This window comes from Achromobacter sp. Root83, assembly GCF_001428845.1.
Classification (GTDB): domain Bacteria; phylum Pseudomonadota; class Gammaproteobacteria; order Burkholderiales; family Burkholderiaceae_B; genus Achromobacter.
In genome coordinates, this window is sequence record NZ_LMIU01000024.1 from 247,337 (window position 1) to 273,027 (window position 25,691).

Sequence of the window (25,691 nt, forward strand, 5' to 3'; positions counted from 1 at the left end):
ACCGGCCGCTTCAGCGCCGCAGGCTGCGCCAGAGCGTGGCGGGCGGCAGCCCCAGGGCCGGGGCGAGATCCTTCTGGATCAGGCGTTCCATCGCCATCAGGATCACGTCGCGCGCCTCGGCGGGCAGCTTGCCCACTTCCTGCTGGCGCGCGGCCAGGTACAGCGTGCGCGACAGGGCGGGGTCGTCGCCGCGCGCGGCGCCCAGGTAGGGCGCCAGCGGCAGCACCCGCAATTGCTCCAGGAAATGCCGCGACTGCCAGATGCACAAGGGCGTGCTGATGCCGAACCCCAGCCCGGCCGTGACCAGGCTGAGCAACGGGTCGGTATTGTCGAACTCGTAGGTGCGTTCGATCATCACGCCATGCGATTCGACCAGCCGGTCGATCTCGGCGCCGATGAAGGAGCGCGCGCTGTAGCGGATGAACTGGTTGCGCTTGCCCAGCTCTTTCAGCGAGTCGATCCTGTCCATGCTCATGGAGCGCGGAACGATGAGTACATAGGGTTCGCTGAACAGGCTGTACTTGCGGATGGTGGGCTTGCCGGCCGACGCGCTGGTGGTGACCACCAGGTCCAGTTGCCGGTCTTCGAGCTGTTTGTCCAGCACCGGCGTGATGCCCGACCATAACCGGATCTGGCGCGACGCGCCGGACAGGCCATGGATCAGCGTCGGGCCCAGCGTGCCCGCGAACGAGTCCACGCAGCCGAACCGGACGATATTGCGCTTGGCCCGGCTAAGGTTGCGCACGCTTTCCGTCATGTCGCCGGCCTGCGCCAGCAAACGCGCGGCATGTTCGAACAGCAGTTCACCGGCGGGCGTGGGCCGCGCCGGCCGGGTGCTGCGGTCCAGCAGCTCGGTCGACATGGCGGCCTCGAGCTGCTTGATCCGCTGCGACACCGCCGCCTGCGAAAAACCCAGCAGGCGCGCCGCGCCGGATACCGACGCGGCCTCCACCACCGCCACCCAGGTCAGCAGCAGGCTCCATTCGGGATAGTTTTCCGTGGCGCTGAACGAAAAGCGGTTCATGGCGGGGCTGCGTCCTGGATCCGGCGGCGGCCGGCGATCAGCGCAGGCGCGCGGTGGCCTGGCGCAGGGCGGCGGCCACCATGCCCTCGACCTCGGGAATGACCTTGCCGGCCAGGTCGGGACGATAGGCATACGGATGCGTTTCGTCCATGTAGGTGGACTGGCACATCTCAAGCTGGATGGCGTGGATGTTGTCGGCCGGCGCGCCATAGTGGCGCGTGATGTAGCCGCCCTTGAAGCGGCCGTTGACCGCCCAGGTGTAGTCCGCGCAACCGTCCAGCCGGGCCTGCACGGCCGCCAGGATGTCGGGCGCGCACGCGGCGCCGTCGGACGTGCCGATGTTCAGGTCGGGCAGCTTGCCCTCGAACAGGCGCGGCAGCACGCTGGCGATGGAATGCGCTTCCCACAGCAGCACGGTGCCGTGTTCGGCCTTGATGCGGTCGATCTCTTCGCGCAGCTTGGCGTGATAGGGCTGCCAGTACGTCTGCAGGCGATGCGCGCGCTCGGCGTCCGTCAGCACGGCGTCGTTCGCGTAGAGCGCGTCGCCGCGGAAGGTCTGCGCCGGGCACAGGCCGGTCTTGGTCTGGCCGGGGTAGAGGCTTTCGTCGTTGGGCGGACGGTTCAGGTCGACCACGTAACGCGAGTAGCGCGCGCCGACCACGGATGCGCCCAGCGCTTCGGCAAACTTGTACAGCGTGTCCAGATGCCAGTCCGTGTCGCCGGACTGCAGGCCCAGCGGCGTCATCTGCGCGCGCTGGGCATCGGGAATCTGGCTGCCGAGATGGGGAATGGAGATCAGCAGCGGGGCGGTGCCGCGGCTGAAGTGATAGATGTCGCTCAAGGGAAAACTCCGGGTGGCAAAGGCGGTGCGCCGCGGACGGGCGGCGCGCCGTCTGTATGCTAGGCAGCGCAGCCCCTCGCGGGTATTGCATCAGTTTAGTGGATATTGATGATCCAGCAGACTGATGCTAAATCCGGCGCGCTTCGCGTCGGGGTGGCCGTCGCGCCTAGTGTTTTCCCCAGGGCGGCCAGGTATTTGCATCTCAGTACTAACCACTAGCCCGCGCGTGTCTGCCCCCGGCGCACGCCCGCCTGCGGCCCCACTCTATAACCCACAGGAATAGCGCAAGCACCCGAAGGACTTTGACGCCATGGTGTCCCGCTTCTAGTCTGCCGTCACGCTGTATCTCTGACTGCAAACTACGAATGCCGCAAGTGCGCGGCGCACAAGGGAAGTCATGAACCGTCCTGTACACCTTGCCATCGCGGCCGCGCTGCTGGCGGCCTGTAGCGCTGGTTTTTCGGCGGACGCCGCCGCGCAGGAGCGTCCCATGCTGCGCATCAGCTCGGGCGCCGCCGACAACGCCACGCTGGATCCGCACCGCGCGACGTCCACGGCCGATAAGGGCGTGGCGGCGCAGATGTTCAATGCGCTGGTGCGCTTTCCGGCAGGCAGCGCCGACCCGAAGGCGCTGGAGGCGGACCTGGCCGAGCGCTGGGAAGCCTCCGCGGACAGCAAGACATGGACCTTCCACCTGCGCCATGGCGTGCAGTTCCATGGCGGCTACGGCGAGCTGAAGGCCGAGGACGTGGTCTATTCCCTGCAGCGCGCGGGCGACCCGAACCGGTCCAGCTTCGCCGCGACATTCGCCATCATCGACAAGGTGGAAGCGGTGGACGGCTACACCGTGCGCATCGCCTTGAAGTACCCCGACGCGGCCTTCCTGGGCCGGGTGTCCAACTATCATGGCGGCAACATCGTCAGCAAGAAGGCCGCCGAGAAGCTGGGCGACAAGTTCGGCGCCGGCCCCATCGGCACCGGCCCGTTCGCCTTCGGCGAACACGTCACCCAGCAATACGTGAAACTGCTGGCCAACGACGCGTACTTCCGCGGCAAGCCCAAGCTGGGCGGCATCATGTACCGCATGATCCCGTCCGACAGCGCGCGGGAACTGGCCTTCACGTCCAGCGAGATCGACGTGATGCAGGGCAAGCGCGAGCAGCGCTGGGTGGAACGTTCGGCCAAGCGCGGCATGAAGGTCGACATTTTCGAGCCCGCCGAATTCCGCACCCTGCACATCAACCGCAACATCAAGCCGCTGGACAACCTGAAGGTGCGCCAGGCCGTGGCCGCCGCCATCAATGTCGACGAGATCGTGCGCTACGCGGGCAAGGACGTGGCCGACAAGGGCTGCTCGGTGGTGCCCAACGGCTATCTGGGGCAGGACTGCGGCGCCGGCGCCTACGCCTACGACGTGGACCGCGCCAAGAAGCTGCTGGCCGAAGCGGGCTTTCCCAACGGCGTCGAGATCAAGTCGATCGTGTCGAACATCTCGGCCCAGCAGCCCATCATGGAGATCGTGCAGGCCCAACTGGCCAAGGCCGGCATCAAGCTCAACATGGAAGTGGTGGACCACGCCACCTACCAGGCCAAGAGCCGCCAGGACCTGAGCGGGCTGGTGTTCTACGGCGCGGCGCGCTTTCCCAACGCCGATACCTATCTGACCGAGTTCTACGATTCGGCCGCCGCCATCGGCGCGCCGGCGGCGATGTCGAATTTCTCGCACTGCTCGGTGGCGGACGACACCATCCGGCAGGCGCGCGTCGAACCGGACGCGCAGAAGCAGTTGGCCCTGTGGAAGCAGGCGCAGGCCAGCATCCACGACGACGTCTGTGCCGTGCCGCTGTTCGGCCTGAAGCAGGTGTGGGCGCATGGCGACCGCGTGAACTACGGCTATGTGCTGAACGGCGCGCTGAATCTGCAGCCGCCCATCACCGAACAGACCTCGGTGTCGGCGCCCTAGGCCCCGCAGGCTGTCCGCCGGCCGTGATGCGGCCGCTCACTGGCCCTTGAGCAATTCCCGGGAGACCTGCGCGGCGACCGCGCGGGCCTCATCGACAAAGTCCTGGACCAGCGCCGCGTTGCGCGAGGCATGCACGCGGCACAACTGGAAGTGGAATTGCAGTTCCGGATCGAACCGCCGCAGCACCATGCGGCTTTGCAACCCTTCGGCGAACAACGGATGAATCAAGGAAACCCCCAGCCCCGCCGCGACGAATTCGCAGGCCGTGGGCGCCGTATTGGTATCCAGCACCACGTTCAACTGCGCGCCCGCCTGGTCGAACGCCTGCCGCACCAGTTCGTGCGTCTGGCTGTCGGCGCCGAAGGACACGAACGGCAGGCCGCTCAGGTCGCGCGGCCTCACGACGCGCTTGCGCGTGAGTTCGTGATTGAGCGGCATGGCGCAGAAGAGCGGGTAGGGGAACAGCGGCTCGCGGTCGATGTAGGGATTGTCGACGCGGCTGCCCACCAGCGCCACGTCGATGTGACGGGTGGCCAGCCAGTCCGCCAGGAACAGCGATCCGCGGCTCTGGATGGACACGCGCACATCGGGATGAAGCTTCAGGAACTGCATGGTCACGCGCCGGATGAACGGGCCGGACAGCGCCGGCAGCACGCCCACGTTCAGGGTGCGCTGCTCGTCGCGCCGGATCGATTCGACGGCCTGTTCCACCTGGCGCAGGCCGCTGAACACCCGGTCGATCTCCTCGTACAGGCGCATGCCCTGCAAGGAGGGCGCCAGCTTGCCGCGCACGCGGTCGAACAGGGACAGGCCCGTGTCGGCTTCCAGATGGGCCAGCAGCTTGCTCACCGCGGGCTGCGAAACGCCCAGCGCAATGGCCGCCTGGCTGACCGTGCCCTGCTCGACCACCGCCTTGAATGCCTCGATCTGCCGCAGATTCAATGTGTCATTCATGCCATAACCCGGGTTGTTGAAAATCAACATGCCAGTCGCGAAGGTTATAGCGCAGCCTGCGCTCGCACAAGGAGGTTCCGCCGTGGCGCAGGACTATGACGTCATCGTGGCGGGCGCCGGCATGGTGGGCGCCGCGATTGCCTACGGGCTGGCGGGGCAGGGCCGCCGGGTGCTGATGCTGGATGGCGCCGACACGGATTTCCGCGCGGCCAAGGCCAACTTCGGGCTGGTGTGGCTGCAGGGCAAGGGCCACGGCCATCCGGCCTATCAGCGCCTGTCGAATCTGGCGGTGCGGGCCTGGCCGGAATTCTCGCGGCGGTTGCAGGCCGACAGCGGCGTGGCGCTGGCCTACGAACGCCAGGGCGGCCTGCACTTCTGCATGAGCGACGCCGAGCTCTCGGCGCGCGCCGCGCGCCTGGACGCCTGGCATGCGCAGGCGCCCGAGCTGGCGCCCTGTACCCGCATGCTGGATCGCGGCGAGCTGCTACGCCGCTTCCCGGCCATGCGCCTGGGCGATGGCGTGGCGGGGGCGAGCCTGGGCGAGATGGACGGTCACGTCAATCCGCTGCGGCTGCTGGCCGCGCTGCAAACCGCGTTTCTGCGGCAAGGCGGAACGCTGCTCAACCGCCATGCCGTCACCGCCATCGACGCCTTGCCTGGCGGCGGTTTCGTGGTCGGCGCCGGGGCGTATGCGGCGCGCGCCGAACGCGTGGTCATCGCCGCCGGCCTGGGTTCCGCCGCGCTGGGCGCGATGGTCGGGCTGGAGGTGCCGCTGCGGCCCCAGCGCGGGCAGATCCTGGTCACCGAAAGGCTGGCCCCGATGCTGCCCTTGCCCGCCAGCGGCATCCGCCAGACCGGCGAGGGCACCGTCATGGTGGGCCTGACGCAGGAAGAGGTCGGCTATGACCTGGGCACGACTTCCAACGCCGCCGTGCGCATGACGCGCAACGCCTTGCGCATCCTGCCGGACCTGGCGCGCGCGCGGCTGGTGCGGCAGTGGTCCTGCCTGCGGATCATGACGCCCGACGGCTGCCCCATCTATGCAAGTTCTCCTTTGCACCCCGGCGCGGATATCGCGCTTTGCCATTCCGGCGTGACGCTGGCCTCGTACCATGCCGGGCCCTATGCCCGCGCACTGGCCGGCGGCGCGCCGCCCGACACCCTGGATGCCTTTCACCATGAGCGCTTCAATGTTCCGAAAGCTGCATGAGTCCGGCGCGCCCGCGCTGACGCTCACTATCGACGGCGAGTCCGTCCGCGCCGAAGCCGGCGAAACCGTGGCGGCCGTGCTGCTGCGCCAGCCCAAGCCGGCCAGCCGGACCACGCCGGTGCATGAAAGCCCGCGCGCGCCTTACTGCATGATGGGCGTGTGCTTCGACTGCCTGGCCATCGTGGATGGCGTGGCCTCTACCCAGACCTGCCTGACCACGGTGCGCGAAGGGATGCGCGTGGAACGCCAGATGGGCCGCCGGAGCGTGATGCCATGAAGCGCGAATTCGATGTCGTGGTGATCGGCGCGGGCCCCGCCGGCATGAGCGCGGCCATCGGCCTGCGCGGCCAGGGCCTGTCGGTGCTGGTCGTGGACGAGCAGCCCGCGCCGGGCGGCCAGATCTGGCGCGCGGTCGAGGCCGTGGCGGCCACGCCCACCGGCAAGCTGCTGGGCGCGGAGTACCGCGCGGGGGCGGAGCTGGCCGGACGCTTTCGCGAATGCGGCGCGTCTTATCAGCCGCAGACCCAGGTCTGGCAGATCGAGCCCGGCTGGCATGTCTACATGACGCGCGACGGCCAGGCCGAGGCGGTGCGCGCCAAGCACGTCGTGCTGGCGCTGGGCGCGCAGGAACGGCCCGCGCCATTCCCGGGCTGGACCCTGCCGGGCGTATTGACCGTGGGCGCGGCGCAGATCCTGCTGAAGACCTCGCGCCAGGTGCCGTCCGAACCGGTGTGGGTGGCGGGCAGCGGCCCCTTGCCGCTGCTGTACATGGCGCAGCTCTTGCGCGCGGGCGGCAAGATCGCGGGCTGGCTGGACACCTCGCCGCCGGGCGGCTGGCGCCGGGCCCTGCCTTGGGCCGGGGCGGCGCTGGCGGGATGGGGCGACGTATCCAAGGGGCTGGCGTGGCTGCGGGAGATCAAGGCCGCGGGCGTCAAACGGGTACGCGGCGTGACGAGCGTGCGCGCGCTGGGCGACGGCCGCTTGCAGGAAGTCGAATACACGGCGGGCGGCAGCACCGCGCGCGCGCCGGCCCGCGTGCTGCTGTCGCACGAAGGCGTGGTGCCGTCCATCCACATGACCCGCGCGCTGGAATGCGATCACACCTGGAACCCGCGGCAGGCCTGCCTGGCGCCGGACCTGGACGAATGGGGCCAGACCAGCCGGCAGGGCGTGTACGTGGCGGGCGACGGCGCCGGGATCGGCGGCGCGCAAGCCGCCTGCGTGCGCGGCGAGCTAGTCGCGGTCGGCATCGCCCGGCGCGCCGGGCTTCTCACGCAACATGCGGCGGCGGCGCTGGCCGCGCCGCTGCGCGAAAAACTGGCCGGGCTGCTGCGCCTGCGTCCCATGCTGGATGCCCTGTATCCGCCGCGCGAGGGCATCTTTTCGCCGCCGGACGACACCATCGTCTGCCGCTGCGAGGAACTGACGGCGGGCGACATCCGCAAGGCGGCCGCCATCGGCCAGCCCGGCCCCAACCAGATCAAATCGTATACGCGCGCCGGCATGGGGCCGTGCCAGGGCCGCCAGTGCGGCTACACGGTGGCGCATATCCTCGCCGCCGAACAAAAGCGTCCGGTGGCGGAAGTGGGCTTCTACCGCATCCGTCCGCCGCTCAAGCCCCTGACCCTGGGCGAACTGGCGTCGCTGGACATCGAGGAAGAAAAGACATGAGCGGGCGCAGTTGCGATGTGATCGTGATCGGCGGCGGACTGCATGGCCTGTCGGCGGCGTTGCAGGTGGCGCGCCAGGGCAAGCGGGTCGTGGTGATCGAACGCCATTGGGTCGGCCGGCACGCGTCGGGCGCCACGGCGGCGGGCGTGCGCACGCTGAACCGCGACCTGGGCGAACTGGACCTGTCGCTGGAAGCCATGGACATGTGGCATGACATGCGCTCGCTGGTGGGCGACGACTGCGGTTTTCATGCGAACGGGCAGATCTGCGTGGCCGAGACGCCGGCCGCGCTGGCCGCGCTGGAAGCCCGCGTGAGCGGCCTGCGCGCCAGCGGCTACACGCATGAGGAACTGATCGGCCCGGACGAGCTGCGGCGCCTGCTGCCGGAACTGAGCCACCACTGCCTGGGCGCGTCGATCGCGCGGCGCGACGGCGCGGCCGACCCCCACCGCGCCTTGCGCGCGTTCCGCCACAGCGCCGAGGCCGCGGGCGTGACCATCGTCGAGCACTGCGGCGTCAACGGGCTGGAACGCGCGGGCCAGGACTGGCGCGCGCTGACCGACGCGGGCGCCTGGACCGCGCCCTTTGTGATCAACGCGGCCGGCGCCTGGTCCGCGCGCATCGCGGCCATGGTGGGCGACGATATTCCGCTGGCGACCAAGTCATCGATGATGATGGTCAGCGAACGGTTGCGCCCGTTCATCAAGCCGGTCGTCGCCATCATGGGCCGGTCGCTGTCGTTCAAGCAATCGGACCAGGGCACGCTGGTGATCGGAGGCGGCCTGCAGGGCATCCCCGACCTGGACCGCGAGACTTCGACGGCCCGCATGCGCGTGCTGGCCAAGGGCGCGCACGCGGCCACCGACCTGTTCCCGGCCGTGCGCGACATACGCATCGTGCGGGTGTGGGCCGGCCTGGAGGCCAAGACGGACGACATGCTGCCTGTCGTCGGCCCGTCGCCCAATGCGCCGGGCGTGTTCCATGCGTTCGGGTTCTCGGGCCATGGCTTCGAACTGGTGCCCGTGGTGGGCGCGGCGCTGACGGACCTGGTGATGCGCGGAGAGACCCGCCGCGCCATCGAAAATCTGCAGGCGCGGCGGCTGATGCGGCCCGCTGGCGCGGCAACGCCCGGCGAGCCATCGTCCGCGGCGGCGTCCGCCAACGCGGCAACGGCCGCCGACCCCTCTCCACCGGAGCAATCGTCATGACGCGCTATGCCATCAAGCGCCTGCTGCTGGCCATTCCCACCTTGCTCGCCATGCTGACCGCGGTGTTCATCCTGGTGCGCCTGGTGCCGGGCGATCCCGCCGCCGTCATGCTGGGCGACCAGGCCAGCGCCGAGGCGCTGGCTGCGCTGCGCCTGCGCCTGGGGCTGGACCTGCCGACCCACGTGCAGTATCTGCGCTTTCTGGGCGACATGCTGACCGGTGACTTCGGCGTGTCCATGGCCAGCGGCCGGACCGTGCTGCAGGAAGTGGCGCTGGTGCTGCCCTGGACCCTGCAACTGACGGCCGCCGCCATCGTGATCGGCGTGGTGTTCGGGCTGCCCATGGGCATCTGGGCGGCGCTGCGGCGCAATGCCTGGCCCGACTACCTGGGCCGGCTGCTGTCCCTGACGGGCCTGTCGTTCCCGGCATTCGTGTCGGCCATCCTGATGCTGCTGGTGTTCGCGATCCAGCTCCGCTGGTTCCCGGTGATCGGCGCCACCGGATCGGGCGACTGGGCAACGCAGTTGCGCAGCCTTGCGCTGCCCGCCTTCAATCTGGGGCTGATCATGATGGCCTATGTCATGCGGGTCACGCGTTCGTCGATGCTGGGGGTGATGGGAGAAGACTACGTGCGCACGGCGCGCGCCAAGGGCGTGCGGCCGCTGCGGCTGATCCTGCGCCACGGCCTGCGCAATGCGCTGATTCCGATCGTGACCGTGGTGGGCCTGTACTTCGGCACGCTGATCGGCAACTCGGTGCTGACCGAGATCGTCTTCAACCGGCCCGGCCTGGGCAAGCTGATCCTGGGCGCGCTCAACAGCCGCGACTACACGCTGCTGCAGGGGCTGATGGTGGTGTTCGCGTCGTGTGTGATCGTCGTCAATCTGCTGACCGACCTGGCGTATGGGCTGGTCGATCCTAGGGTGAAATACAAATGAGCGCCGTCGCCGCCGTATCTTCCGTCCGCCCCAACGCCTTGTGGCAGGCCCTGTCCCGGAACCGCCTGTCCTGGATCGGCATCGGCCTGCTGATGCTGATCGTGCTGGCCGCCGTGCTGGCGCCCTGGCTGGCCCCGCACGATCCGCTGCAGCAGAACATCGCCTACCGCCTGGAGCCGCCGTCCGCGGAGTTCTGGCTGGGCACCGACAGCTATGGACGCGACGTGCTGTCGCGCCTGATCTACGGCGCCCGCGTGTCCCTGCTGGTGGGCTTCGTCGCCATCCTGATCGCCATGTGCATCGGGTCGGCGCTGGGTATCCTGGCGGGCTACGTGGGCGGACTGCTCGACCAGCTCATCATGGGCCTGGTCGACGTGCTGCTGTCCTTTCCCACGCTGCTGCTGGGGCTGATGGTGGCCGCCATGCTGGGCGCCAGCCTGGAAAACCTGATCATCGCGATCGCCATCACCGAGATCGCGCCCTTTGTGCGGGTGGCGCGCGCGCCCACCATCGCCCTGAAGCAGCGCGACTTCGTGGAAGCGGGCAGGGCGCTGGGATATGGCCCGATGCGCCTGATGGGCGTGCATATCCTGCCGAACATGGTGTCGGACGTGGTGGTGCTGGGATCGCTGTGGATGGCGTCCGCCATCCGCACCGAGGCCTCGCTGAGCTTCATCGGCCTGGGCGTGCCGCCGCCGGCCGCGACCTGGGGCAGCATGATCCGCGAAGGCTTCGAGAACATCCTGGACGCCTGGTGGCTGACGGTGTTTCCCAGCGTCGCCATCCTGCTGACGGTGCTGGCGCTGAATCTGCTGGGCGACGCCTTGCGCGACGCCATCGATCCCAAGCTGCGATCGGAGCGCTCATGAATCCCCAACCGAACTCCCAATCCCCCGTGCTGGAACTGCGCGGCCTGCGCACCGAGTTCCGTATCGGCGGCGCCTGGCACGCCGCGGTGCGCGACGTCTCGCTCCAGGTGGCGCGCAACGAGACGCTGGCCGTCGTCGGCGAATCCGGCAGCGGCAAGAGCGTGACCGCGCTATCCGTATTGCGCCTGCTGCCAGAGGCCGGCGCCCGCCACGGCGGCGGGCAGATTCTGCTGGATGGTGTCGACCTGGCGCCGCTGTCCGAAAAGCAGATGATGAAGCTGCGCGGCGAGTCCATCGCGATGATTTTCCAGGAGCCCATGACCTCGCTGAATCCCACCATGACCGTGGGCGACCAGATCGCCGAGGCCATCCGCCAGCATCGCCGGCTGTCGTGGAGCGAGGCCCGCCGGCTGGCGCTGGAGGTGCTGGAGGAGGTGAAGATCCCCGCGGCGGCCCGGCGCTTCGATGACTATCCGCATCAGTTCTCGGGCGGTATGCGCCAGCGCGTCATGATCGCGATGGCGCTGGCCTGCAAGCCCCGCGTGCTGCTGGCCGACGAGCCCACGACCGCGCTGGACGTCACCATCCAGGCGCAGATCCTCAGCCTGCTGTCGGAACTGAAGGCCGCGCATGGCATGGCGGTGCTCTTCATCACGCACAATCTGGGCGTGGTGGCGCAGATCGCGGACCGCGTGGCGGTCATGTATGCGGGCGAAGTGGTCGAAACCGCGGACGTGGAGACGCTGTTCGCGCGGCCCGCGCACCCATACACCGAGGCGCTGTTGCGCGCGATGCCACGCGTGGACGCCGACACCGCCGTGCTGGAATCCATTCCCGGCGGCGTGCCGGCCATTACCGCGATGCCCCCGGGCTGCGCCTTCGCGCCGCGCTGCGGGCTGAAAGAGGCGCGTTGCGAGACGGCGCGGCCCGCGCTGGCCAGGATAGGCGAGTCGCATCAGGTGCGCTGCGTGGTGCGCGCCGAACCCCAAGGGGACAAGGCATGAGCGACCTTCTGCAAGTCCGCAACCTGGTCAAGCGCTTTGAGAGCGGCGGCGGCTGGCTGGGCGGAGAAAAACAGATCGTGCGGGCCGTGAACGACGTGTCGTTCAGCGTGGCGCGCGGGCAATCGCTGGGGCTGGTGGGGGAATCCGGCTGCGGCAAGTCCACCGTGGCGCGGACGCTCCTGCGCCTGATCGAACCGGACGAGGGCAGCATTCTTTTCGACGGCCAGGACCTCCGGCGGGCGGGCGCCGGCGCCCTGCGCGCGCTGCGACGGCGCATCCAGATCGTGTTCCAGGATCCCTACGCGTCGCTCAACCCGCGCCGCACGGTGCGCCAGGCGCTGGCCGAGCCGCTTTTCGTGCACAAGCAGGGCGATGCGCGCCAGATCGCCGCCAAGGTGGAGCAGGCCATCACCGAGGTCGGCCTGCCGCTGTCCGCGCTGGACCGCTATCCGCATGAGTTCTCGGGCGGGCAGCGCCAGCGCATCGGCATCGCGCGCGCGCTGGTGCTGGATCCGGAACTGATCGTGGCCGATGAGCCGGTGTCGGCGCTGGACGTGTCGGTGCAGGCGCAGATCCTGCAACTGATGGACCGCCTGAAGCGCGACCGCGGCCTGTCATTCGTCTTCGTCTCCCACGACCTGGGCGTGGTGCGGCACTTCTGCGATACGGTCTGCGTCATGTACCTGGGCCGGATCATCGAACGCGGCCCGACCGCGCGGGTGCTGGACCAGCCGCTGCATCCGTACAGCCGCGTGCTGCGCGATTCATCGCCGGTGCCGGACCCGCAAGCGCGCATCCGGCTGTCGAAGATCGAAGGGGAAATCCCGGCGCCGACGCATCTGCCGCCCGGCTGCACCTTCCACCCGCGCTGCGCGCGGGCGCAAGCGGATTGCAGGGCAAGCGTGCCGCCGCTGGCGGACAGGGACGGCGGACGATCGGCGGCCTGCTTTCACCCCTTGGCCGCGGAAGCGTTGGCGCCGGCGTAGCGCCAAGCGGCCCTACGCGATGCGGCGGTTGCTGCTGTCGCGCACCACCAGGGCCGGCGCGAGGCGCTGGCCCTGCGGTTGGCCGCCAGCGATTTTCTGCAGCAGCAGTTCCAGCCCCAGCCGTCCCATCTGATGCATGGGCGAGCGGATGGTTGTCAGGCCGATGGGCAGGGCGCCCGCCAGCGGCGTGTCGTTGTAGCCCACGATGGCGACGTCGCGCCCCGCCTCCAGTCCCTGGTCGCGCGCCGCGCCCATCACGCCGACGGCCAGGAAGTCGTTGACGGCAAAGATGGCGGTAGGGCGGTCGGCGCCTTGCAGCAGCCGCGCGCCCACCGCGCGGCCGGCATCCGTGTCAAAGGGGCTTTCGATGCGCCACTGCGGCGGAACGTCCACGCCATACCGCGCGCAATAAGCGAAGAATCCTTCGGAGCGGTCGCGGCCGGTGCTGGCGAACGGCTCGCCCACCATCACGGCGATGCGCCGATGGCCCATGTCCAGCAGATGCTCTGCCGCCAGCCGGCCGCCCTCCAGGTCGTCGCACGTCACGGCGCAATGCGTGTCCGCATGCCGGCTGACCAGCACGAAAGGCACGTCGCGCCGCGCCAGTTCGGCCAACAGCGGGTTGGGCGGTGCGTCGGCCGCCCCGCTGTGGGCGTCGCCAAGGATCAGGCCATCCACGCGCCGCGCCAGCGCCATCTCGATGAGCTTGCGCTGCTTTTCGGGCACGTCCTGCGTGTTGGACACGAAGGTCAGGTAGCCGTGTTCGGCCGCGGCTTCGTCGATGCCTTCGTAGATGGTGGCCAGCACCATGTCGGACAGGCGGGGCACCAGCACGCCGATCGTGCGGCTGCGGCGCGTCTTCAGGCTGGCGGCATGAGGGTTAGTCTGATACTGCAATTCGGCGGCTAGCGCCCGGATGCGTTTCACGGTGTCCGGCGCCGCGGCGCCACGCGCATCGTCTGCGGAACCGTTGAGGACCCGGGACACGGTGGAAACGTTCAAACCGAGCTGCCGCGCCAGGCTTTGCAGGGTGACTGGGCGCGATTTATTCATGGGGCTGGAGGATACACGCGGAAATAGCGCGGCAGGGCATATCCAGGCAACCTAGGGTTTACACCGAATCGATTTTTGCGTTCGAACCCCTTAGCATTGCGCAACCCAAACGTTTGGGTAAACCGACTGGATCGAAACGCAATGACAACTGAAAGCCAGAATTCCCGGTTCCGGTACCGGATCTTCACCATGGTCGTGCTGCTGGCGCTGATCAACTACATCGACCGCGGCGCCATGTCCTATGCCGCCGCCCACATCACCGGCGAATACGGCCTGGACCGAGGCGAATGGGGTTCGGTGCTGGGTTACTTCGGCTACGGCTACATGGTCGGCGCGCTGTTCGGCGGCATGCTGTCCGACCGCTACGGTCCGCGCAAGGTCTGGATCGTGGCCGGCGTCACGTGGTCGCTGTTCGAGATCGCCACCGCCTGGGCGGGCGATTTCGGCCTGGCTTTCCTGGGCGGGTCCGCGCTGGCGGGCTTTGCCACCATCCGCATCCTGTTCGGCGCGGCCGAAGGGCCGGCATACTCCATCATCAACAAGACCATCGCCAACTGGGCCACCACCCGCGAGCGCGGTTTCGTGGTCGGGTTCGGCCTGTTGAGCACGCCGCTGGGCGCTTTGCTGACGGCGCCGGTGGCCGTGGGCCTGCTGACGCTCACCGATAGCTGGCGCGCCATGTTCTTCGTCCTGGGCGGCGCGGGCCTGGTCGTGCTGGTGTTCTTCATGCGGATCTTCACCGACCGCCCGGAGACCAACCCCCGCGTTTCTCCCCAGGAACTGGCCGAGATCCAGGCTTCGCGCGCCCTGGCGGCCACGGCGGCCGACGCACCCGGCGCGCCCGTGCTGCCCTGGTGGAGCTTTTTCCGCAGCAAGACGCTGGTGCTGAACACGCTGGGCTACTTCTCGTTCATGTACGTGAACTTCCTGCTGCTGACCTGGACGCCCAAGTACCTGCAGGACAACTTCGGCTACAGCCTGTCGTCGCTCTGGTACATGGGCATGATCCCGTGGATCGGCGCCTGCTTCACGGTGCTGCTTGGCGGCCGCATCTCGGACTTGCTGTTCAAGCGCACGGGCAGCCTGAAGATCGCCCGGAGCTGGTTCGCCGCCGCGTGCCTGCTGGCCACCACGCTGTGCTTCCTGCTGGTCTCGCAGGCGCAGTCGGTGTTCGCCGTGATCGCCCTGATGACGCTTGCCAACGCGTTGAACGCCTTGCCCAACTCGGTCTACTGGGCCGTGGTGATCGACACCGCGCCTTCCAGCCGCGTCGGCACCTTCAGCGGCCTGATGCACTTCTTTGCCAACATCGCGTCCATCCTGGCGCCCACGCTGACCGGCTACCTGACCGCGCGCCACGGCTATTCGGTGATGTTCATCGCCGCGTCGGTCGCCACCGCGGTCGGCATGTTCGCTATGCTTCAGGTGCGTCCTGGCGTCGGGCCCCGCGTGCCCGCCCGCCCGGCGCTGCAACCTGGAGCCGCCAAATGACCGAACGCAGTACGTCCGTTCCCCCGCTGGCCGTGGAGCCCGGATTCTTCCGTGGCCGCGGCATCCCAGAATTGCAGCAGGCCATGGCCGAAGGGGGCCTTACCGCGCAGGATCTGGTGCGCCACGCGGGCGCCGCCATCGAACGGCTCGACCCGCAACTCAACGCCTTCGTCCATGTCGATATCGACGCCGCGCTGGCCACGGCGCGCGAGCGCGACGCCGAACGCGCGCAAGGCAAGGTCAGAGGCCCCTTGCATGGCATTCCGGTCGCCATCAAGGACAACGTGGATACGGCCGACATGCCCACCACCATGGGCGCGGCGCACTTTCTGGGGCACCGGCCGCGGGCGGATGCGCACTGCGTGGCGTTGCTGCGTGAAGCCGGCGCCATCGTCGTCGGCAAGACTCTCACCCACGAATTCGCGTACGGCCCCACCGGCGACCGCAGCGTGCAGGGCGCGGCCCGCAACCCGTGGCGCACCAGCCAGATCACGGGCGGGTCCAGCGCGGGCAGCGCGGCCGCGGTGGCGTCGGGCATGGTGCCGGTTGCGCTGGGCACCGACACCGGCGGCTCCGTGCGCGTGCCGTCCGCGCTGTGCGGCCTGGTCGGCTTCAAGCCCACGCATGGCCGCGTGTCGGATGCGGGCGTGTTCCCGCTGTCCCCCACGCTGGAAGATCCCGGCGTGCTGGCCAATTGCGTCGAAGACGCGCAGCTGTTCATGCAGGCTCTGAGCGGGGGAGCCATCGCCATGGCCAGCGCGGGGGGCTCCACGGGCGGCACGACGGGCAACTCGACGAGCAACTCGACGAGCAACTCGACGGGCGGCTCGGAGGGCCCGCGCGTGGCCTGGGTGCCCAACGCCCCATTCGCCATCAACGACCCCGCCGTTACGGCGTGCGTGCGCGCAGCGGCGCAACGCCTGGCCGGCGGCCCGCTGCGCGAGGCGCCGGAAGTAACGCGCCACGCCCGCGCGTTGCAGACCGCGCTGGGCGCCATCCAGCGCGCCGAAGCCTACGAGGTGCACGCCGAGCGCGTCGAAGACCAGCCTGAAAAATTCGACCCGGAAGTGCTGGAACGCCTGCGGGCGTCGCGCGGCGTGCAAGGGTGGGAATATGTGCGCGCCCTGAAGGAAAGGGCGCGCCTGCAAGCCGAATTCGCGCGGCTGTTCCAGGACGTCGATGTCCTGGCCTTGCCAACCGTCGCCATCACCGCGCCCGCATTGCAGCAGCGCAGCGTGGCCGGACCGGGCAGCGCCGGTGTCCGCGAGACCCTGCTGGGCCTGACCAACCCATGGAACGTGCTGGGTCTGCCGGCGATCAGCCTGCCGGCCGGATGGGTGAACGGCCTGCCGGTGGGGCTGCAGCTCGTGGCCGCGGCGGGCGCCGACGAAGCCCTGCTGGCGCTGGCCGCCAGCCGCTGGCAGGCGCCCCGCGAATGACGGGTCTGCCGACCCGTCCACCGGCGGACAGGCGGGCCCTGGCGCGCAGGCGCTGCGGCCGGCGCGAAGGACGCGAAAGCTGGGTAAGGTAGAGTAGATTGCGCGCCCGGCCGGTACGCCGGGCGGGCACGCACCATACCCGCGCCTGCCGCAACGACTTTTAGTGAGCCGCCATGACCGACGAATTGATCCAATTCGGCAAGCTGATCAGCCTGGGGCTGGCGCTGATGCTGCCGCTGGCCAATCCTCTGACCTCCATGACGCTGCTGTTGTCGCTGGGCCAGCAGATTCCCTACAAGGAACGCCAACGCCAGGTGACGCAGGCGGCGTTTTACGTAGTCGGCATCATGGTGGTGACGTACTACGCGGGGGCGTTGCTCATGCACACCTTCGGCATATCCATTCCGGGGCTGCGCATCGCGGGCGGGCTGATCGTGGTCAGCATCGGGTTCAGCATGCTGTTTCCAACGGATCAGCCCCGCGCGCTCGAAGCGGAGGCGGCGGCCGACGCCCAGGATCGCCTGATTCCCAACATCGCCTTCGTGCCACTGGCGCTGCCCGGCACGGCGGGGCCGGGAACGATCGCGATGATCATCAGCGGCGCGGCGTCGATGGATACGGCCATCAAGCCGGACTACGCGCCCTGGGTGGTTGCCTTGACCCCGATCGTCGTGTTCTCGCTACTGGGCCTGCTGTTCTGGATCTGCCTGCATTGGGCTGGCCGCATCGTGGCGGTGATCGGCAAAAGCGGCGTCGAGGCCATCTCGCGCGTGATGGGCTTCCTGCTGGTGTGCATGGGCGTGCAGTTCGTCATCAACGGCGTGCTGGAAATCATCAGCAAGTATCCCGCTGTCTGACCGCTACGCCCCGTAGGCGTGCAGCAGCATGTCGACGCCATAGCGGCAGGTGGCCAGATGCTCGGCCGGCGGGCCGCCTGCATAGCCGCCGATCAGCCGCGCGTGGAATGCGATGCCGTTGATCAGGTTGCCCAGCGTCAACGCCGCCTGGCGCAGGTCGTCGATCTTGAGTTCGCCGCGTTCGCAGGCCTGCCGCAGGCATTGCTCCAGCGGTCCGTGCACCTGCGTGTCCACCGCCTGCTGCAGCGACGCGGCCAGCAACGGCATGCGATGGCATTCCGCCACCAGCAGGCGGTGCAGGGCGACGGATTTGGGCTGGACGGCATAGGTCAGCAGTCGCACGGCCAGGTCATGCAGGGCGGGACCGACCGGCTGCCTGGGACAGGTGCCCGCGAACACCACCGCCCGCATATTGTCCAGTTCGTGCTGCAGCACCGCGGCCAGCAGGCCTTCCTTGTTGCCGAACAATTGATAGGCGGTGGCCGCCGAACCGCCCGCTTCCCGGACGATGCGGTGGATGGAGGTTTGCGCGTAACCGCGTTCCAGCAGCGACCGCGTGGCCGCTTCGATCAGGCGCAGCCGCCGGGCCTCGCCCTTGTTCGTCAGGGCGCGCGGCGTCGATTCGATGGGATCGTTCACCTGGGCTCTCCGTTCTTGCTCTTATTGCGGGTTTTTCAATTCAGACAATGTAGCCCGCCGCAGAACTGTAATGTAGAGTACATTACATGATTGACTATTCTGTTTTTGAATACTAAGCGCCGGGCCACCCAAGCCTTGAGCCCCGCGTTTGGTTTTTGCGTAAGACGCTATGACCGACTACCGGATTCAGCCGCGCATCGGGGCGACCCCCGACTCCCCGCTGGCGCCTTCCCTGGCATATCCGCCCGCATTCCTTTGCGCCCCGCCCCGGATGTCCTTGCCATGCGGCAAGCATGTGGCCCACCGCCGCGCTGGCGCGCCGAAGAGGGCGCCATGACGTCCGGACTGCTCACGATTCTGATTTCCCTGGCGGCAGGGGGGCTGTGCATGGCCCTGGTGCGGCAGCCTGGCGTGCTGCTGTATGACTGGTTCGCAACGCGGGCCCGCAAACCGGCGCCCGCCGTCAAGGCATCGCCCGCCATCAAGGCATCGTCCGCAATCAAGGCATCTTCCGGCGGCAAACAGCACGAGCCCGCCACGCTGGCCGGCTGAATCCCGGCGCTTGACGCGCGGCATCAGCGGGCGTTCAGCGGCCCGGTCTTTCCAGCCCCAGGTGGCCGCGCAAGGTGCTGTGCTGGTATTCCGTGCGGAACAGTCCGCGCCGTTGCAGCACGGGAATCACCTGTTCCACGAAGTCGTCGATGCCGCCCGGCAGCGACGGCGGCATCAGGTTGAAGCCGTCCGCGCCTTCGTTCTTGAACCAATGCTCCATCTGATCGGCGATCTGCTCGGGCGTGCCGACCATTGTGCAATGCCCGCCGCCCGCCGCCAGCCGGCCCAGTAGCTGGCGCACCGTGGGCTGCTCGGTTTCGATGATGCGCAGAATGGTCGCGTACCGGCCCTTGGGGCCCGTGAACGCGGCCAAGGGCGGCAAGGAAGGCACGGGCGCGTCCAGCTCCCAGCCGGAGCAGTCCTGCAGCACAAAGGTGCCCAACTGGCGCAGCGATGCGTCGCTGGGCAGCAGTTCGTCCAGTTCGCGTTGCTTGGCGCGGGCTTCCGCGACCGTTGAGCCTACGTAGGTGACAAGCCCGGGCATGATGGGGACGAATGCGTCCCGCCCCGCGGCACGCACGCGCTGCTTGATGTCGCGATAGTAGGACTGCGCCGCGGGCAGGTCGTAGGCCACCGCGTAGATAGCCTCGGCGCGCCGCGCCGCCAGGTCGCGGCCCTGGTCCGAAGCGCCGGCCTGGAACAGCACGGGATGGCCTTGCGGGGGCCGCGGCACCGTCAGCGGGCCGTCCACCAGAAAGTGTTCGCCATGGTGGCCGATCTTGTGCAAGCGGTCCGGCACGCCGTAGAACCCCTTGCGGTCCACGGCCAGCGCGTTGTCTTCCCACGAGTCGAACAGCCGCAGCGCGACATCCACGAACTCCTCGGCGCGGGCGTAGCGCCATTCGTGCCCGGGCATGGCCTCGTAGCCATGGTTGCGCGCCTCGGCGTCGAACATTGACGTCACCACGTTCCAGCCCATGCGCCCGCCCGAGATATGGTCCAGCGACGCGACCATGCGCGCGGCATGAAAGGGGGTGAAGAAGGTGCTGGATACGGTGCTGATCAGGCCGATATGGGTGGTGGCGCGCGCGATCGCGGCCATGGTGGTCAGCGGTTCCAGATACCAGCGCGGCCCGTCGCCGATGTTGTCCATGGATTGGCCGTCGGCAAAGAAGATGGCGTCGAGCTTGCCGCGTTCGGCGGTGCGGGCCAGGCTTTCGTAGTAGCCGATGTCGCCCAGGCGCTCGGCGGCCGAGTCCGGATGGCGCCAGGCGGCGCGGTGGTGGCCGCAGCCGAAAATGAACAGGTTCAGGTGCATCATGGCGATCAGCGCTCCGCGCGGACGATCGGGCCGCATGAGGGGGCGAGGGGGGCTACAGGCATGTCGGGCTCGTCGGTTCCATCATCAGGCACGCCAACGGGTGCCGCAAGCGGGCGAACTTAGCATAAAACCCGGGGGCGGATCCGCGGCGGCGCTCCCGCGCGCGTTGACATTGCCGCGCCGCTCTCCTAATCTTGCGCCTATTCCTGGGGGAGCCCTGCATGGGCTGAGATTCCGCGTCGCCGCGGTAACCCTTTGAACCTGATCCGGGTAATGCCGGCGAAGGGAAGGACAACGCCTGTCTCGCGCGCCCTCCCTAGACTTTCATCCATCTTGCGGCCTCCGGCTATCGGCGGGCCGCTGCGTTGCGCGCGCGGCCGCAGGCCAGCCGCGGGAGGACCGATCTTCATGCTGACCCAATCCACCGCCCTGATGTGGCTGCTGCTGTTTTCCGGCGGTTTCGCCGTGGCCAGCGTGCTGTACACGCGGCGCAAGCGGAGCACGCTGGAGGACTACATCGTGGCGCGCAACAGCCAGGGTTCCTTCGGCACCATCCTGACCCTGATGGCGTCCACGCTCGGCGCCTGGATCCTGTTCTCGCCCGCGCAGGCGGCAACCTGGGGCGGCCTGGCCGCGGTGATCGGCTATGCGCTCGGATCGATGTCGCCGCGCCTGGTCATGATCCCGCTGGGACGGCGCATGCGCGAACTGATTCCGCATGGCCACACGCTGACGGAATTCCTGATGGCGCGCTACGGCAGGCCCATGTACGGGCTTGCGCTCTTCATCATGCTGTTTTACCTGTTCATTGCCTTGTCGGCGGAAGTGACGGCCATCTCCAAACTGGTCGCGATGCTGGCGCCCGTGCCCCTGTGGGCCACCGCGGCCATCGTGATGGGTACAACCTTGCTCTACACCACCTACGGCGGGCTGCGCTCGTCGATCTTCACCGACCAGGTGCAGATGATGGTGATCGTGCCCCTGCTGGTGGTGCTGTGCGTCGTCGGCTGGCAGTCGGCGGGGGGCGCGTTGCCCACCATCGAAGCGCTGCGGGCCAAGGCCCCGCAGCTTCTGGACGTGACCGACCCGGTGGGCGTGAAGGCAGGGCTGACGTTCTTTGTGGCGATCCTGCTGACCGGCATCTTTCACCAGGGCAACTGGCAGCGCATCTATGCCGCGCGCGACGCGCGCACGATGCGCAACGGCTTCCTGCTGGGCGGCGTGCTGGTGGCGCCGTTCATTTTCCTGATGGGCCTCTTTGGCCTGGCTTTCGTGGGCCTCGCGCCGGAAGGCGATAGTTCCATCGCGCTGTTCAGCGTCATCATGCCCCATGCGCCCGCGTGGTTCGTCATCGCCCTGATCCCGTTGGGACTGTCGCTGGTCATGAGCACGGCGGACACGGCGATCAGCGCCGTATCCAGCCTGATCGCGGTCGACCTGCGCCGTCTGATGCCCAACGCGGGGGCCTTGACCATGAAGCGGCTGGCGCGCTGGCTGGTGCTGCTGATGGCGATTCCCGTCATGATCGTGGCGTCGCAAGGCTACAGCGTGCTGTACCTGTTCCTGCTGGCGGACCTGCTTTGCTCGGCGGCGGCCTTCCCGGTGTTCTATGGCCTGTTCAGCCGCAAGCACGACGGCTTCACCGCCACCGCCTCGACGGTCGCGGGGCTGGTGGCCGGCCTGTTCTTCTTCCCCGCGCCGGGCGACAAGCCCACCTACCTGCTTGAATCGTTCCTGCTGGCGGCTTTGGTGCCGGTCGCGACAACCGTGCTGATCCGCTGCCTGAGGCGCCGCCGCAAGGAATTCGATTTCTCGACCCTGAGCGCCGCCGTGCGCAGGCTGGACCGCGAGACGGTTTGATCGCCTATCAAGGGTAGACGATGGTCACCGTCGCTTCCGCCTGCACGCGGCCTGCCGTGAGTTGGCTATTGGAAACGCCAGCCTTCATGACGTACTGCGCGGTGAACGGCGCGGTAATGCTGGCGCCTTCGATATTGCCGGCCGAAAGCTCGACGTAATTCAGGCCTGACGATGCATCGGTCGGGGCCGGGCCGAACGTCATGGGCGTGGATTGACCGTCAAAATAAAGACGGATTCCGACTTGGTTCACGCTGGGGCTAGCGGGGTTTTGACCCAATGTCTGGGTGGTGTTGCCCTGATTTGAATTGTCCGTGAAGTAAATGCGGAATTTCGCATCCTTGTCGCATTGCGTGGCGCTGATGGAAAATGGCTTTTCGCCCACCATGCCGGCTTCTCGCGGCGAATGGTCATAAGCGACCCTGCTGACGCTGACGGGATTGAGCCCGACGCTTTGATTCAATGTTGCAGTGGAAAACGTGCAGGTGGGGGCGGGAGGCGGAGGAATGACGGGAGGGGGGCCTCCCGGCAGATTGACGGCCGGATACACGATGGTTCTTAGGTTGCAGTCCCCGCCTTCAGGGTCGGAATTGAAGTAGATTCCGATGCTTGTCATGCCATCGAGGCTACCCAACGTACCGCCTTTGTAGGCCGCGGCATTGATAACGACGATTTCAAATATCAAGGCGATTCTTACAATTCGGGGCACTCGCGGCGTGGTGACTGGAATCCGCGCCAGTGTCGCCCCGCTTCCAGAGATGAATCCTCCTCCGCTTACCCCATACACCTGGCCATCATAGGACCAACGCGCAACGGTGACGCGTATCCCGGCGCCAGGAATGGATGTCAGCAATGCCGCCTTGTGTTCTTGATTGTACGAATGGTTGTTGGGAAACGAACCCTGCAAATTCAAACTGTCCGAGCTTGTGACCGTGAACGTCAGGTTAAGCGTTCCCTCTTGCCTGGCGACGGCATCGCCGTTTTTGATAGGCCCCGATGGCACTATCGGCGCCCAAGGCACGGATGAACTCCATACGGCCGGAAACGCACCCGAACAATCTCTGACCGCGGCGTTCGCGGTCACGGAAATCGCGATCGGAATCAGCGCCGCAAGACATAAAAACGCGCCGCGCAGCAGCCGGCGCCGGGCTGGGCTTTCCGGCGGCATGCGCGTTTCCGCGTGACGGTGGGGATGGGCGCTCATTTTTCCGATTCCATTCCGCACTGCAGCCCGAGGCGCAAGTAGTTTTCGTTTTCTTGCTTCGGCGGCAGCAAGTAGGCAGCGGAACACTGGCGCTCGTCCCAACGCATGGTCAAGTTTCCGCTGTCCTTGGCCAACAGCACGAGCGCCCGGCCAGTGGGATCGGAGATGCCCAACCGATCTCCGGACTCGTTCTCCAGTACCGTGCCAAAAGGCAGGGGCGCGCCCGTGTCGGTCGCCAGTTGGAATTGGACCCGTCTGCCGGTCACGCCGCGGAACACCACGAGCGGGACCGCGCCTCGTCGCGGGACCACTTGCTGCATGCCATTTTCAAGCTCGATTTCACTTCCGCGTTCGCGCGTATCCAGCCCAATCCAGTTTGTCTTGTAGGGCGTCGCATAAGGCATGACGGCATAGCCGTTGTAGCCGGTGGATGCGCCTGCATAATTGTCCAGTTTGATGCCCGGTACGGGTGGATCGATCTGGATCAACGCAAACGTCTCTCCCAGGGGCTGGCCCACGTTGACGCCGCCGGCGTGCGCCACCAGGGAGCCGTAGGCGCTGAAATTGGCAGACTGATAACCAGGGCTGAAACTGAGCCCGCCTCCCACATTCGCGACCGAAGTGTTCGCGTTGAGCGCGGCCGATCCGAAATTCCTGCCCGTGTTGTCGCGGCCTGCCTGCAGCGAATACGCCAGGTCGCGGTCGTCGCCGATATTTCCGTACAGGCCGGTTTGTGCCGTGTATCTGCCATTGCCCTGGTGGGTGGCGCTGACCATGGCGCGGGGGGCGGTGGGCGTGGTCCCTAGCGGGAACGACATATTGAACGACACGAGCGTGCTGTTCTGCCGGATGTTGCTATTGCCAAACCATGTGCCGGTATCCAGATTCCGCGCGTGAGACACGCCCAAGCTGTACGAGACCTTCCCGATATAGCCGCTATAGCCCGCCGTCACGCTCTGGGAATTACTGCCGTTCCAATATCGCTGATCGCTTCCGGTAAGGAAGAGATTTCCGTACCTTGCGTTCGCGCCCAGTTGTTGGCTAAGGGAGAGATCGACACGCGAACGCGGCTGCGAATAGGGGGGCATGCCGCTCAATTCCTGGACGTGGTCGGTCAGGCTGCGATAAGCCGGCTGCAGGGCGCGGGTGGCGCTGATGCTCACGTTGGTGGCGGACCCCTCCAGGAATTTGCCGTATCGGAGCCGCACTACTTTGCCGGAGCTGTTCGCGCCATTGACCCGGCTTGACGCATGGGTAAGATCGGCGGACAGGGCGCCCATGCTGGAATTTATACCGGCGCCCACTGTCAGCGCCGAGTAGCCGCGTGCCGACTCAAAACCGCCGACCACGGTAAGGTTATTGGTCAGCCCGTACAAGAGTGAACCGCTGGCGAACGCCGGGGTCCGAAGCCCGGCATATCCGCTTCTGAACTGCCCCATCGCCAGGCTGTGCAACAAACGGCCTTCGCGCACCATCAGCGGAGGGCTGGAAAAGGCTTGGCGGCTGACTCGGCGGCGTCCATCGGCTTCGATGATCGTGATGTCCAGGTCGCTGTTCGAGCCGGACGGAGACAGATCCGAGATTTCAAATGGGCCCGGCGCCACGTTGGCCGTATAGATCAAAAAATTGTTCTGCCGAATCTCCACGGTGGCATTGGTTTCGGCGATGCCTCGGACCACCGGTGCGTAGCCCCGCTCGCTATCCGGGCGCATTCCCTCGTCGGACACCAGTTGTATGCCGCGGAATCGAACGCTGTCGTGGATCGGCGAAAGGGTATAGGTGTCGCCTGCCCAAAATTGGCTCTTCAGCACGGTGATATCGTGTTGCGCATAAGTGTTGTTGCTGGTGAACGACGTGGCATAGCGGCTGCCGTTATTCAGGTTCGACTCATTCCGAAAGCGCCACCCGCCAATGTTCACGCCATTCCTGAGCCCCAGATTGGAATACCTGGTATTCAGGCTGGCGCCTCGGTCGTAGCGCGTGTTGAAGCTGTAGTTGACGAATCCGACCGGTATTCCAGCATCCCACGCCGACGGGTCCACATAGCCTCGCTGTCCTCGGCTCATCGACGCGTGCGGCACGCTCAAATCCAGGCGCAAGCGTTGGGGGTCATAGTTGGCCGTCGCCTGATCGATCAGCGCCGGCAGGGAATAACACGGTTGCGCGGCGGGGTGCATGTTTGGGTACACGTGGGGCGGACCGTGCAGGTTTTCCCCCGGTTTGATCTTCGCCATGTCGACGCCCGCCAGTTCCAGCAGATCCAGAGGCAAACAGGGTTCCACGTCTCCGCTGGGGTTCATTACCAACTCGACGTCGTGTCGGCCCGCGAGGTGTTGATTGACATAGATATCCGAGCGATAGGATCCCGGCATGGCGCTGTTGTCGCCTAATAGCGACTGCACATCCAGCGTTTTGCCGCCGCCCTGCAAAAGACCCAGGTTGTATCTCGTTGTTTTCGGCTTTGGTATTGCGGCGATAAGCGGGCGGGCGGATGCGGCGTCGGGTTCCCCGGCGTCGCCGTCCGCGGAAAGCGCCATGCCGCTCAATGACAGGCCGTAGCAGGCGCAAAATAAGCGGACAGGCTTGAGCTTGACGAACGTACGCATGTCA

The 25,691-nt window shown here is 67.3% G+C and carries 22 protein-coding genes and 1 riboswitch; of the genes, 14 read left to right on the top strand and 8 right to left on the bottom strand.

Features of this window, described 5'->3' with window-relative positions:
• Positions 1-10 precede the first annotated feature (10 nt).
• Complete coding sequence (locus ASE30_RS22720; protein WP_057286534.1) at positions 11-1,024, bottom strand: LysR family transcriptional regulator; 1,014 nt, start codon at positions 1,022-1,024, stop codon at positions 11-13.
• Between the two features lie 37 nt (positions 1,025-1,061).
• Positions 1,062-1,865, bottom strand: coding sequence for an N-formylglutamate deformylase (gene hutG / locus ASE30_RS22725; protein ID WP_057286535.1), 804 nt, complete (start codon positions 1,863-1,865; stop codon positions 1,062-1,064).
• A gap of 397 nt (positions 1,866-2,262) precedes the next feature.
• Between hutG and ASE30_RS22730 the strand changes: the two genes are divergently transcribed.
• Positions 2,263-3,828 (top strand): ABC transporter substrate-binding protein, encoded by a 1,566-nt coding sequence (locus ASE30_RS22730; protein ID WP_057286536.1) that lies wholly within the window; start codon positions 2,263-2,265, stop codon positions 3,826-3,828.
• Positions 3,829-3,864: 36 nt separating this feature from the next.
• Here ASE30_RS22730 and ASE30_RS22735 read toward each other — a convergent pair whose 3' ends face one another.
• Positions 3,865-4,782 (bottom strand): LysR substrate-binding domain-containing protein, encoded by a 918-nt coding sequence (locus ASE30_RS22735; RefSeq protein WP_057286631.1) that lies wholly within the window; start codon positions 4,780-4,782, stop codon positions 3,865-3,867.
• Between the two features lie 82 nt (positions 4,783-4,864).
• On the opposite strand from ASE30_RS22735, the gene ASE30_RS22740 reads away from it, so the two are divergent.
• The 8 genes from ASE30_RS22740 to ASE30_RS22775 are packed head-to-tail and all read left to right on the top strand — an operon-like array spanning position 4,865 to position 12,668.
• The gene (locus ASE30_RS22740; RefSeq protein ID WP_200964465.1) at positions 4,865-5,992 is read left to right on the top strand and encodes an FAD-binding oxidoreductase; all 1,128 of its coding nucleotides are present in this window, start codon (positions 4,865-4,867) and stop codon (positions 5,990-5,992) included.
• Positions 5,973-6,269, top strand: coding sequence for a (2Fe-2S)-binding protein (locus tag ASE30_RS22745; protein ID WP_057286537.1), 297 nt, complete (start codon positions 5,973-5,975; stop codon positions 6,267-6,269). The genes ASE30_RS22740 and ASE30_RS22745 overlap by 20 nt, the downstream gene beginning before the upstream one ends.
• The gene (locus tag ASE30_RS22750; protein WP_057286538.1) at positions 6,266-7,663 is read left to right on the top strand and encodes an NAD(P)/FAD-dependent oxidoreductase; all 1,398 of its coding nucleotides are present in this window, start codon (positions 6,266-6,268) and stop codon (positions 7,661-7,663) included. The genes ASE30_RS22745 and ASE30_RS22750 overlap by 4 nt, the downstream gene beginning before the upstream one ends.
• Positions 7,660-8,871, top strand: a complete 1,212-nt coding sequence (locus tag ASE30_RS22755) for an FAD-binding oxidoreductase (RefSeq protein WP_082601689.1) — start codon at positions 7,660-7,662, stop codon at positions 8,869-8,871. The genes ASE30_RS22750 and ASE30_RS22755 overlap by 4 nt, the downstream gene beginning before the upstream one ends.
• Positions 8,868-9,809 (top strand): ABC transporter permease, encoded by a 942-nt coding sequence (locus tag ASE30_RS22760; RefSeq protein WP_057286539.1) that lies wholly within the window; start codon positions 8,868-8,870, stop codon positions 9,807-9,809. The genes ASE30_RS22755 and ASE30_RS22760 overlap by 4 nt, the downstream gene beginning before the upstream one ends.
• A complete protein-coding gene (locus ASE30_RS22765; RefSeq protein WP_057286540.1) occupies positions 9,806-10,678 on the top strand; it encodes an ABC transporter permease in 873 nt (290 codons plus the stop codon). The genes ASE30_RS22760 and ASE30_RS22765 overlap by 4 nt, the downstream gene beginning before the upstream one ends.
• A complete protein-coding gene (locus tag ASE30_RS22770) occupies positions 10,675-11,682 on the top strand; it encodes an ABC transporter ATP-binding protein (RefSeq protein ID WP_057286541.1) in 1,008 nt (335 codons plus the stop codon). Before ASE30_RS22765 ends, ASE30_RS22770 begins: the two co-directional genes overlap by 4 nt.
• Positions 11,679-12,668, top strand: a complete 990-nt coding sequence (locus tag ASE30_RS22775; protein ID WP_057286542.1) for an ABC transporter ATP-binding protein — start codon at positions 11,679-11,681, stop codon at positions 12,666-12,668. The genes ASE30_RS22770 and ASE30_RS22775 overlap by 4 nt, the downstream gene beginning before the upstream one ends.
• 12 nt (positions 12,669-12,680) lie before the next feature.
• Here ASE30_RS22775 and ASE30_RS22780 read toward each other — a convergent pair whose 3' ends face one another.
• Positions 12,681-13,721 carry a LacI family DNA-binding transcriptional regulator gene (locus ASE30_RS22780; RefSeq protein WP_057286543.1) on the bottom strand — a complete coding sequence of 347 codons (1,041 nt, stop codon included), beginning with the start codon at positions 13,719-13,721 and terminating at the stop codon, positions 12,681-12,683.
• 141 nt (positions 13,722-13,862) lie between these two features.
• On the opposite strand from ASE30_RS22780, the gene ASE30_RS22785 reads away from it, so the two are divergent.
• The 3 genes from ASE30_RS22785 (at position 13,863) to ASE30_RS22795 (ending at position 17,508) form a co-directional block, all read left to right on the top strand.
• The gene (locus ASE30_RS22785) at positions 13,863-15,212 is read left to right on the top strand and encodes an MFS transporter (protein WP_057286544.1); all 1,350 of its coding nucleotides are present in this window, start codon (positions 13,863-13,865) and stop codon (positions 15,210-15,212) included.
• Complete coding sequence (locus ASE30_RS22790; RefSeq protein WP_057286545.1) at positions 15,209-16,651, top strand: amidase; 1,443 nt, start codon at positions 15,209-15,211, stop codon at positions 16,649-16,651. The genes ASE30_RS22785 and ASE30_RS22790 overlap by 4 nt, the downstream gene beginning before the upstream one ends.
• 173 nt (positions 16,652-16,824) lie before the next feature.
• A complete protein-coding gene (locus tag ASE30_RS22795; protein WP_057286546.1) occupies positions 16,825-17,508 on the top strand; it encodes a MarC family NAAT transporter in 684 nt (227 codons plus the stop codon).
• Between the two features lie 3 nt (positions 17,509-17,511).
• Here ASE30_RS22795 and ASE30_RS22800 read toward each other — a convergent pair whose 3' ends face one another.
• On the bottom strand, positions 17,512-18,147 hold the full coding sequence (locus tag ASE30_RS22800) for a TetR/AcrR family transcriptional regulator (RefSeq protein WP_057286547.1): 636 nt from the start codon (positions 18,145-18,147) through the stop codon (positions 17,512-17,514).
• Between the two features lie 333 nt (positions 18,148-18,480).
• Here ASE30_RS22800 and ASE30_RS22805 point away from each other — a divergent pair, with 333 nt between their 5' ends.
• A complete protein-coding gene (locus ASE30_RS22805; protein WP_057286548.1) occupies positions 18,481-18,699 on the top strand; it encodes a hypothetical protein in 219 nt (72 codons plus the stop codon).
• A gap of 34 nt (positions 18,700-18,733) precedes the next feature.
• On the opposite strand, the gene ASE30_RS22810 is transcribed toward ASE30_RS22805, so the two are convergent.
• Positions 18,734-20,020, bottom strand: a complete 1,287-nt coding sequence (locus tag ASE30_RS22810; protein WP_057286633.1) for an LLM class flavin-dependent oxidoreductase — start codon at positions 20,018-20,020, stop codon at positions 18,734-18,736.
• A gap of 198 nt (positions 20,021-20,218) precedes the next feature.
• Positions 20,219-20,325: riboswitch (TPP riboswitch) on the top strand.
• 103 nt (positions 20,326-20,428) lie between these two features.
• Here ASE30_RS22810 and ASE30_RS22815 point away from each other — a divergent pair.
• The gene (locus ASE30_RS22815) at positions 20,429-21,880 is read left to right on the top strand and encodes a sodium:solute symporter family protein (protein WP_057286549.1); all 1,452 of its coding nucleotides are present in this window, start codon (positions 20,429-20,431) and stop codon (positions 21,878-21,880) included.
• A gap of 7 nt (positions 21,881-21,887) precedes the next feature.
• On the opposite strand, the gene ASE30_RS28655 is transcribed toward ASE30_RS22815, so the two are convergent.
• Positions 21,888-23,081 (bottom strand): fimbrial protein, encoded by a 1,194-nt coding sequence (locus ASE30_RS28655; protein WP_082601690.1) that lies wholly within the window; start codon positions 23,079-23,081, stop codon positions 21,888-21,890.
• Entirely contained in the window at positions 23,078-25,687 is a 2,610-nt protein-coding gene (locus tag ASE30_RS22830; RefSeq protein ID WP_057286552.1) for a fimbria/pilus outer membrane usher protein, read from the bottom strand. Before ASE30_RS22830 ends, ASE30_RS28655 begins: the two co-directional genes overlap by 4 nt.
• Positions 25,688-25,691 lie beyond the last annotated feature (4 nt).

Excerpts from the sequence above, each read along its gene's own strand:
- ASE30_RS22795 (WP_057286546.1), top strand. The coding sequence starts at position 16,825 with ATGACCGACGAATTGATCCAATTCGGCAAGCTGATCAGCCTGGGGCTG.
- ASE30_RS22790 (WP_057286545.1), top strand. The coding sequence starts at position 15,209 with ATGACCGAACGCAGTACGTCCGTTCCCCCGCTGGCCGTGGAGCCCGGA.
- ASE30_RS22755 (WP_082601689.1), top strand. The coding sequence starts at position 7,660 with ATGAGCGGGCGCAGTTGCGATGTGATCGTGATCGGCGGCGGACTGCAT.
- ASE30_RS22830 (WP_057286552.1), bottom strand. The coding sequence starts at position 25,687 with ATGCGTACGTTCGTCAAGCTCAAGCCTGTCCGCTTATTTTGCGCCTGC.
- ASE30_RS22765 (WP_057286540.1), top strand. The coding sequence starts at position 9,806 with ATGAGCGCCGTCGCCGCCGTATCTTCCGTCCGCCCCAACGCCTTGTGG.
- ASE30_RS28655 (WP_082601690.1), bottom strand. The coding sequence starts at position 23,081 with ATGAGCGCCCATCCCCACCGTCACGCGGAAACGCGCATGCCGCCGGAA.
- ASE30_RS22780 (WP_057286543.1), bottom strand. The coding sequence starts at position 13,721 with ATGAATAAATCGCGCCCAGTCACCCTGCAAAGCCTGGCGCGGCAGCTC.
- ASE30_RS22730 (WP_057286536.1), top strand. The coding sequence starts at position 2,263 with ATGAACCGTCCTGTACACCTTGCCATCGCGGCCGCGCTGCTGGCGGCC.
- ASE30_RS22770 (WP_057286541.1), top strand. The coding sequence starts at position 10,675 with ATGAATCCCCAACCGAACTCCCAATCCCCCGTGCTGGAACTGCGCGGC.
- ASE30_RS22720 (WP_057286534.1), bottom strand. The coding sequence starts at position 1,024 with ATGAACCGCTTTTCGTTCAGCGCCACGGAAAACTATCCCGAATGGAGC.
- ASE30_RS22750 (WP_057286538.1), top strand. The coding sequence starts at position 6,266 with ATGAAGCGCGAATTCGATGTCGTGGTGATCGGCGCGGGCCCCGCCGGC.
- ASE30_RS22805 (WP_057286548.1), top strand. The coding sequence starts at position 18,481 with ATGACGTCCGGACTGCTCACGATTCTGATTTCCCTGGCGGCAGGGGGG.
- ASE30_RS22810 (WP_057286633.1), bottom strand. The coding sequence starts at position 20,020 with ATGATGCACCTGAACCTGTTCATTTTCGGCTGCGGCCACCACCGCGCC.
- ASE30_RS22735 (WP_057286631.1), bottom strand. The coding sequence starts at position 4,782 with ATGAATGACACATTGAATCTGCGGCAGATCGAGGCATTCAAGGCGGTG.
- ASE30_RS22785 (WP_057286544.1), top strand. The coding sequence starts at position 13,863 with ATGACAACTGAAAGCCAGAATTCCCGGTTCCGGTACCGGATCTTCACC.
- ASE30_RS22760 (WP_057286539.1), top strand. The coding sequence starts at position 8,868 with ATGACGCGCTATGCCATCAAGCGCCTGCTGCTGGCCATTCCCACCTTG.
- ASE30_RS22815 (WP_057286549.1), top strand. The coding sequence starts at position 20,429 with ATGCTGACCCAATCCACCGCCCTGATGTGGCTGCTGCTGTTTTCCGGC.
- ASE30_RS22745 (WP_057286537.1), top strand. The coding sequence starts at position 5,973 with ATGTTCCGAAAGCTGCATGAGTCCGGCGCGCCCGCGCTGACGCTCACT.
- ASE30_RS22775 (WP_057286542.1), top strand. The coding sequence starts at position 11,679 with ATGAGCGACCTTCTGCAAGTCCGCAACCTGGTCAAGCGCTTTGAGAGC.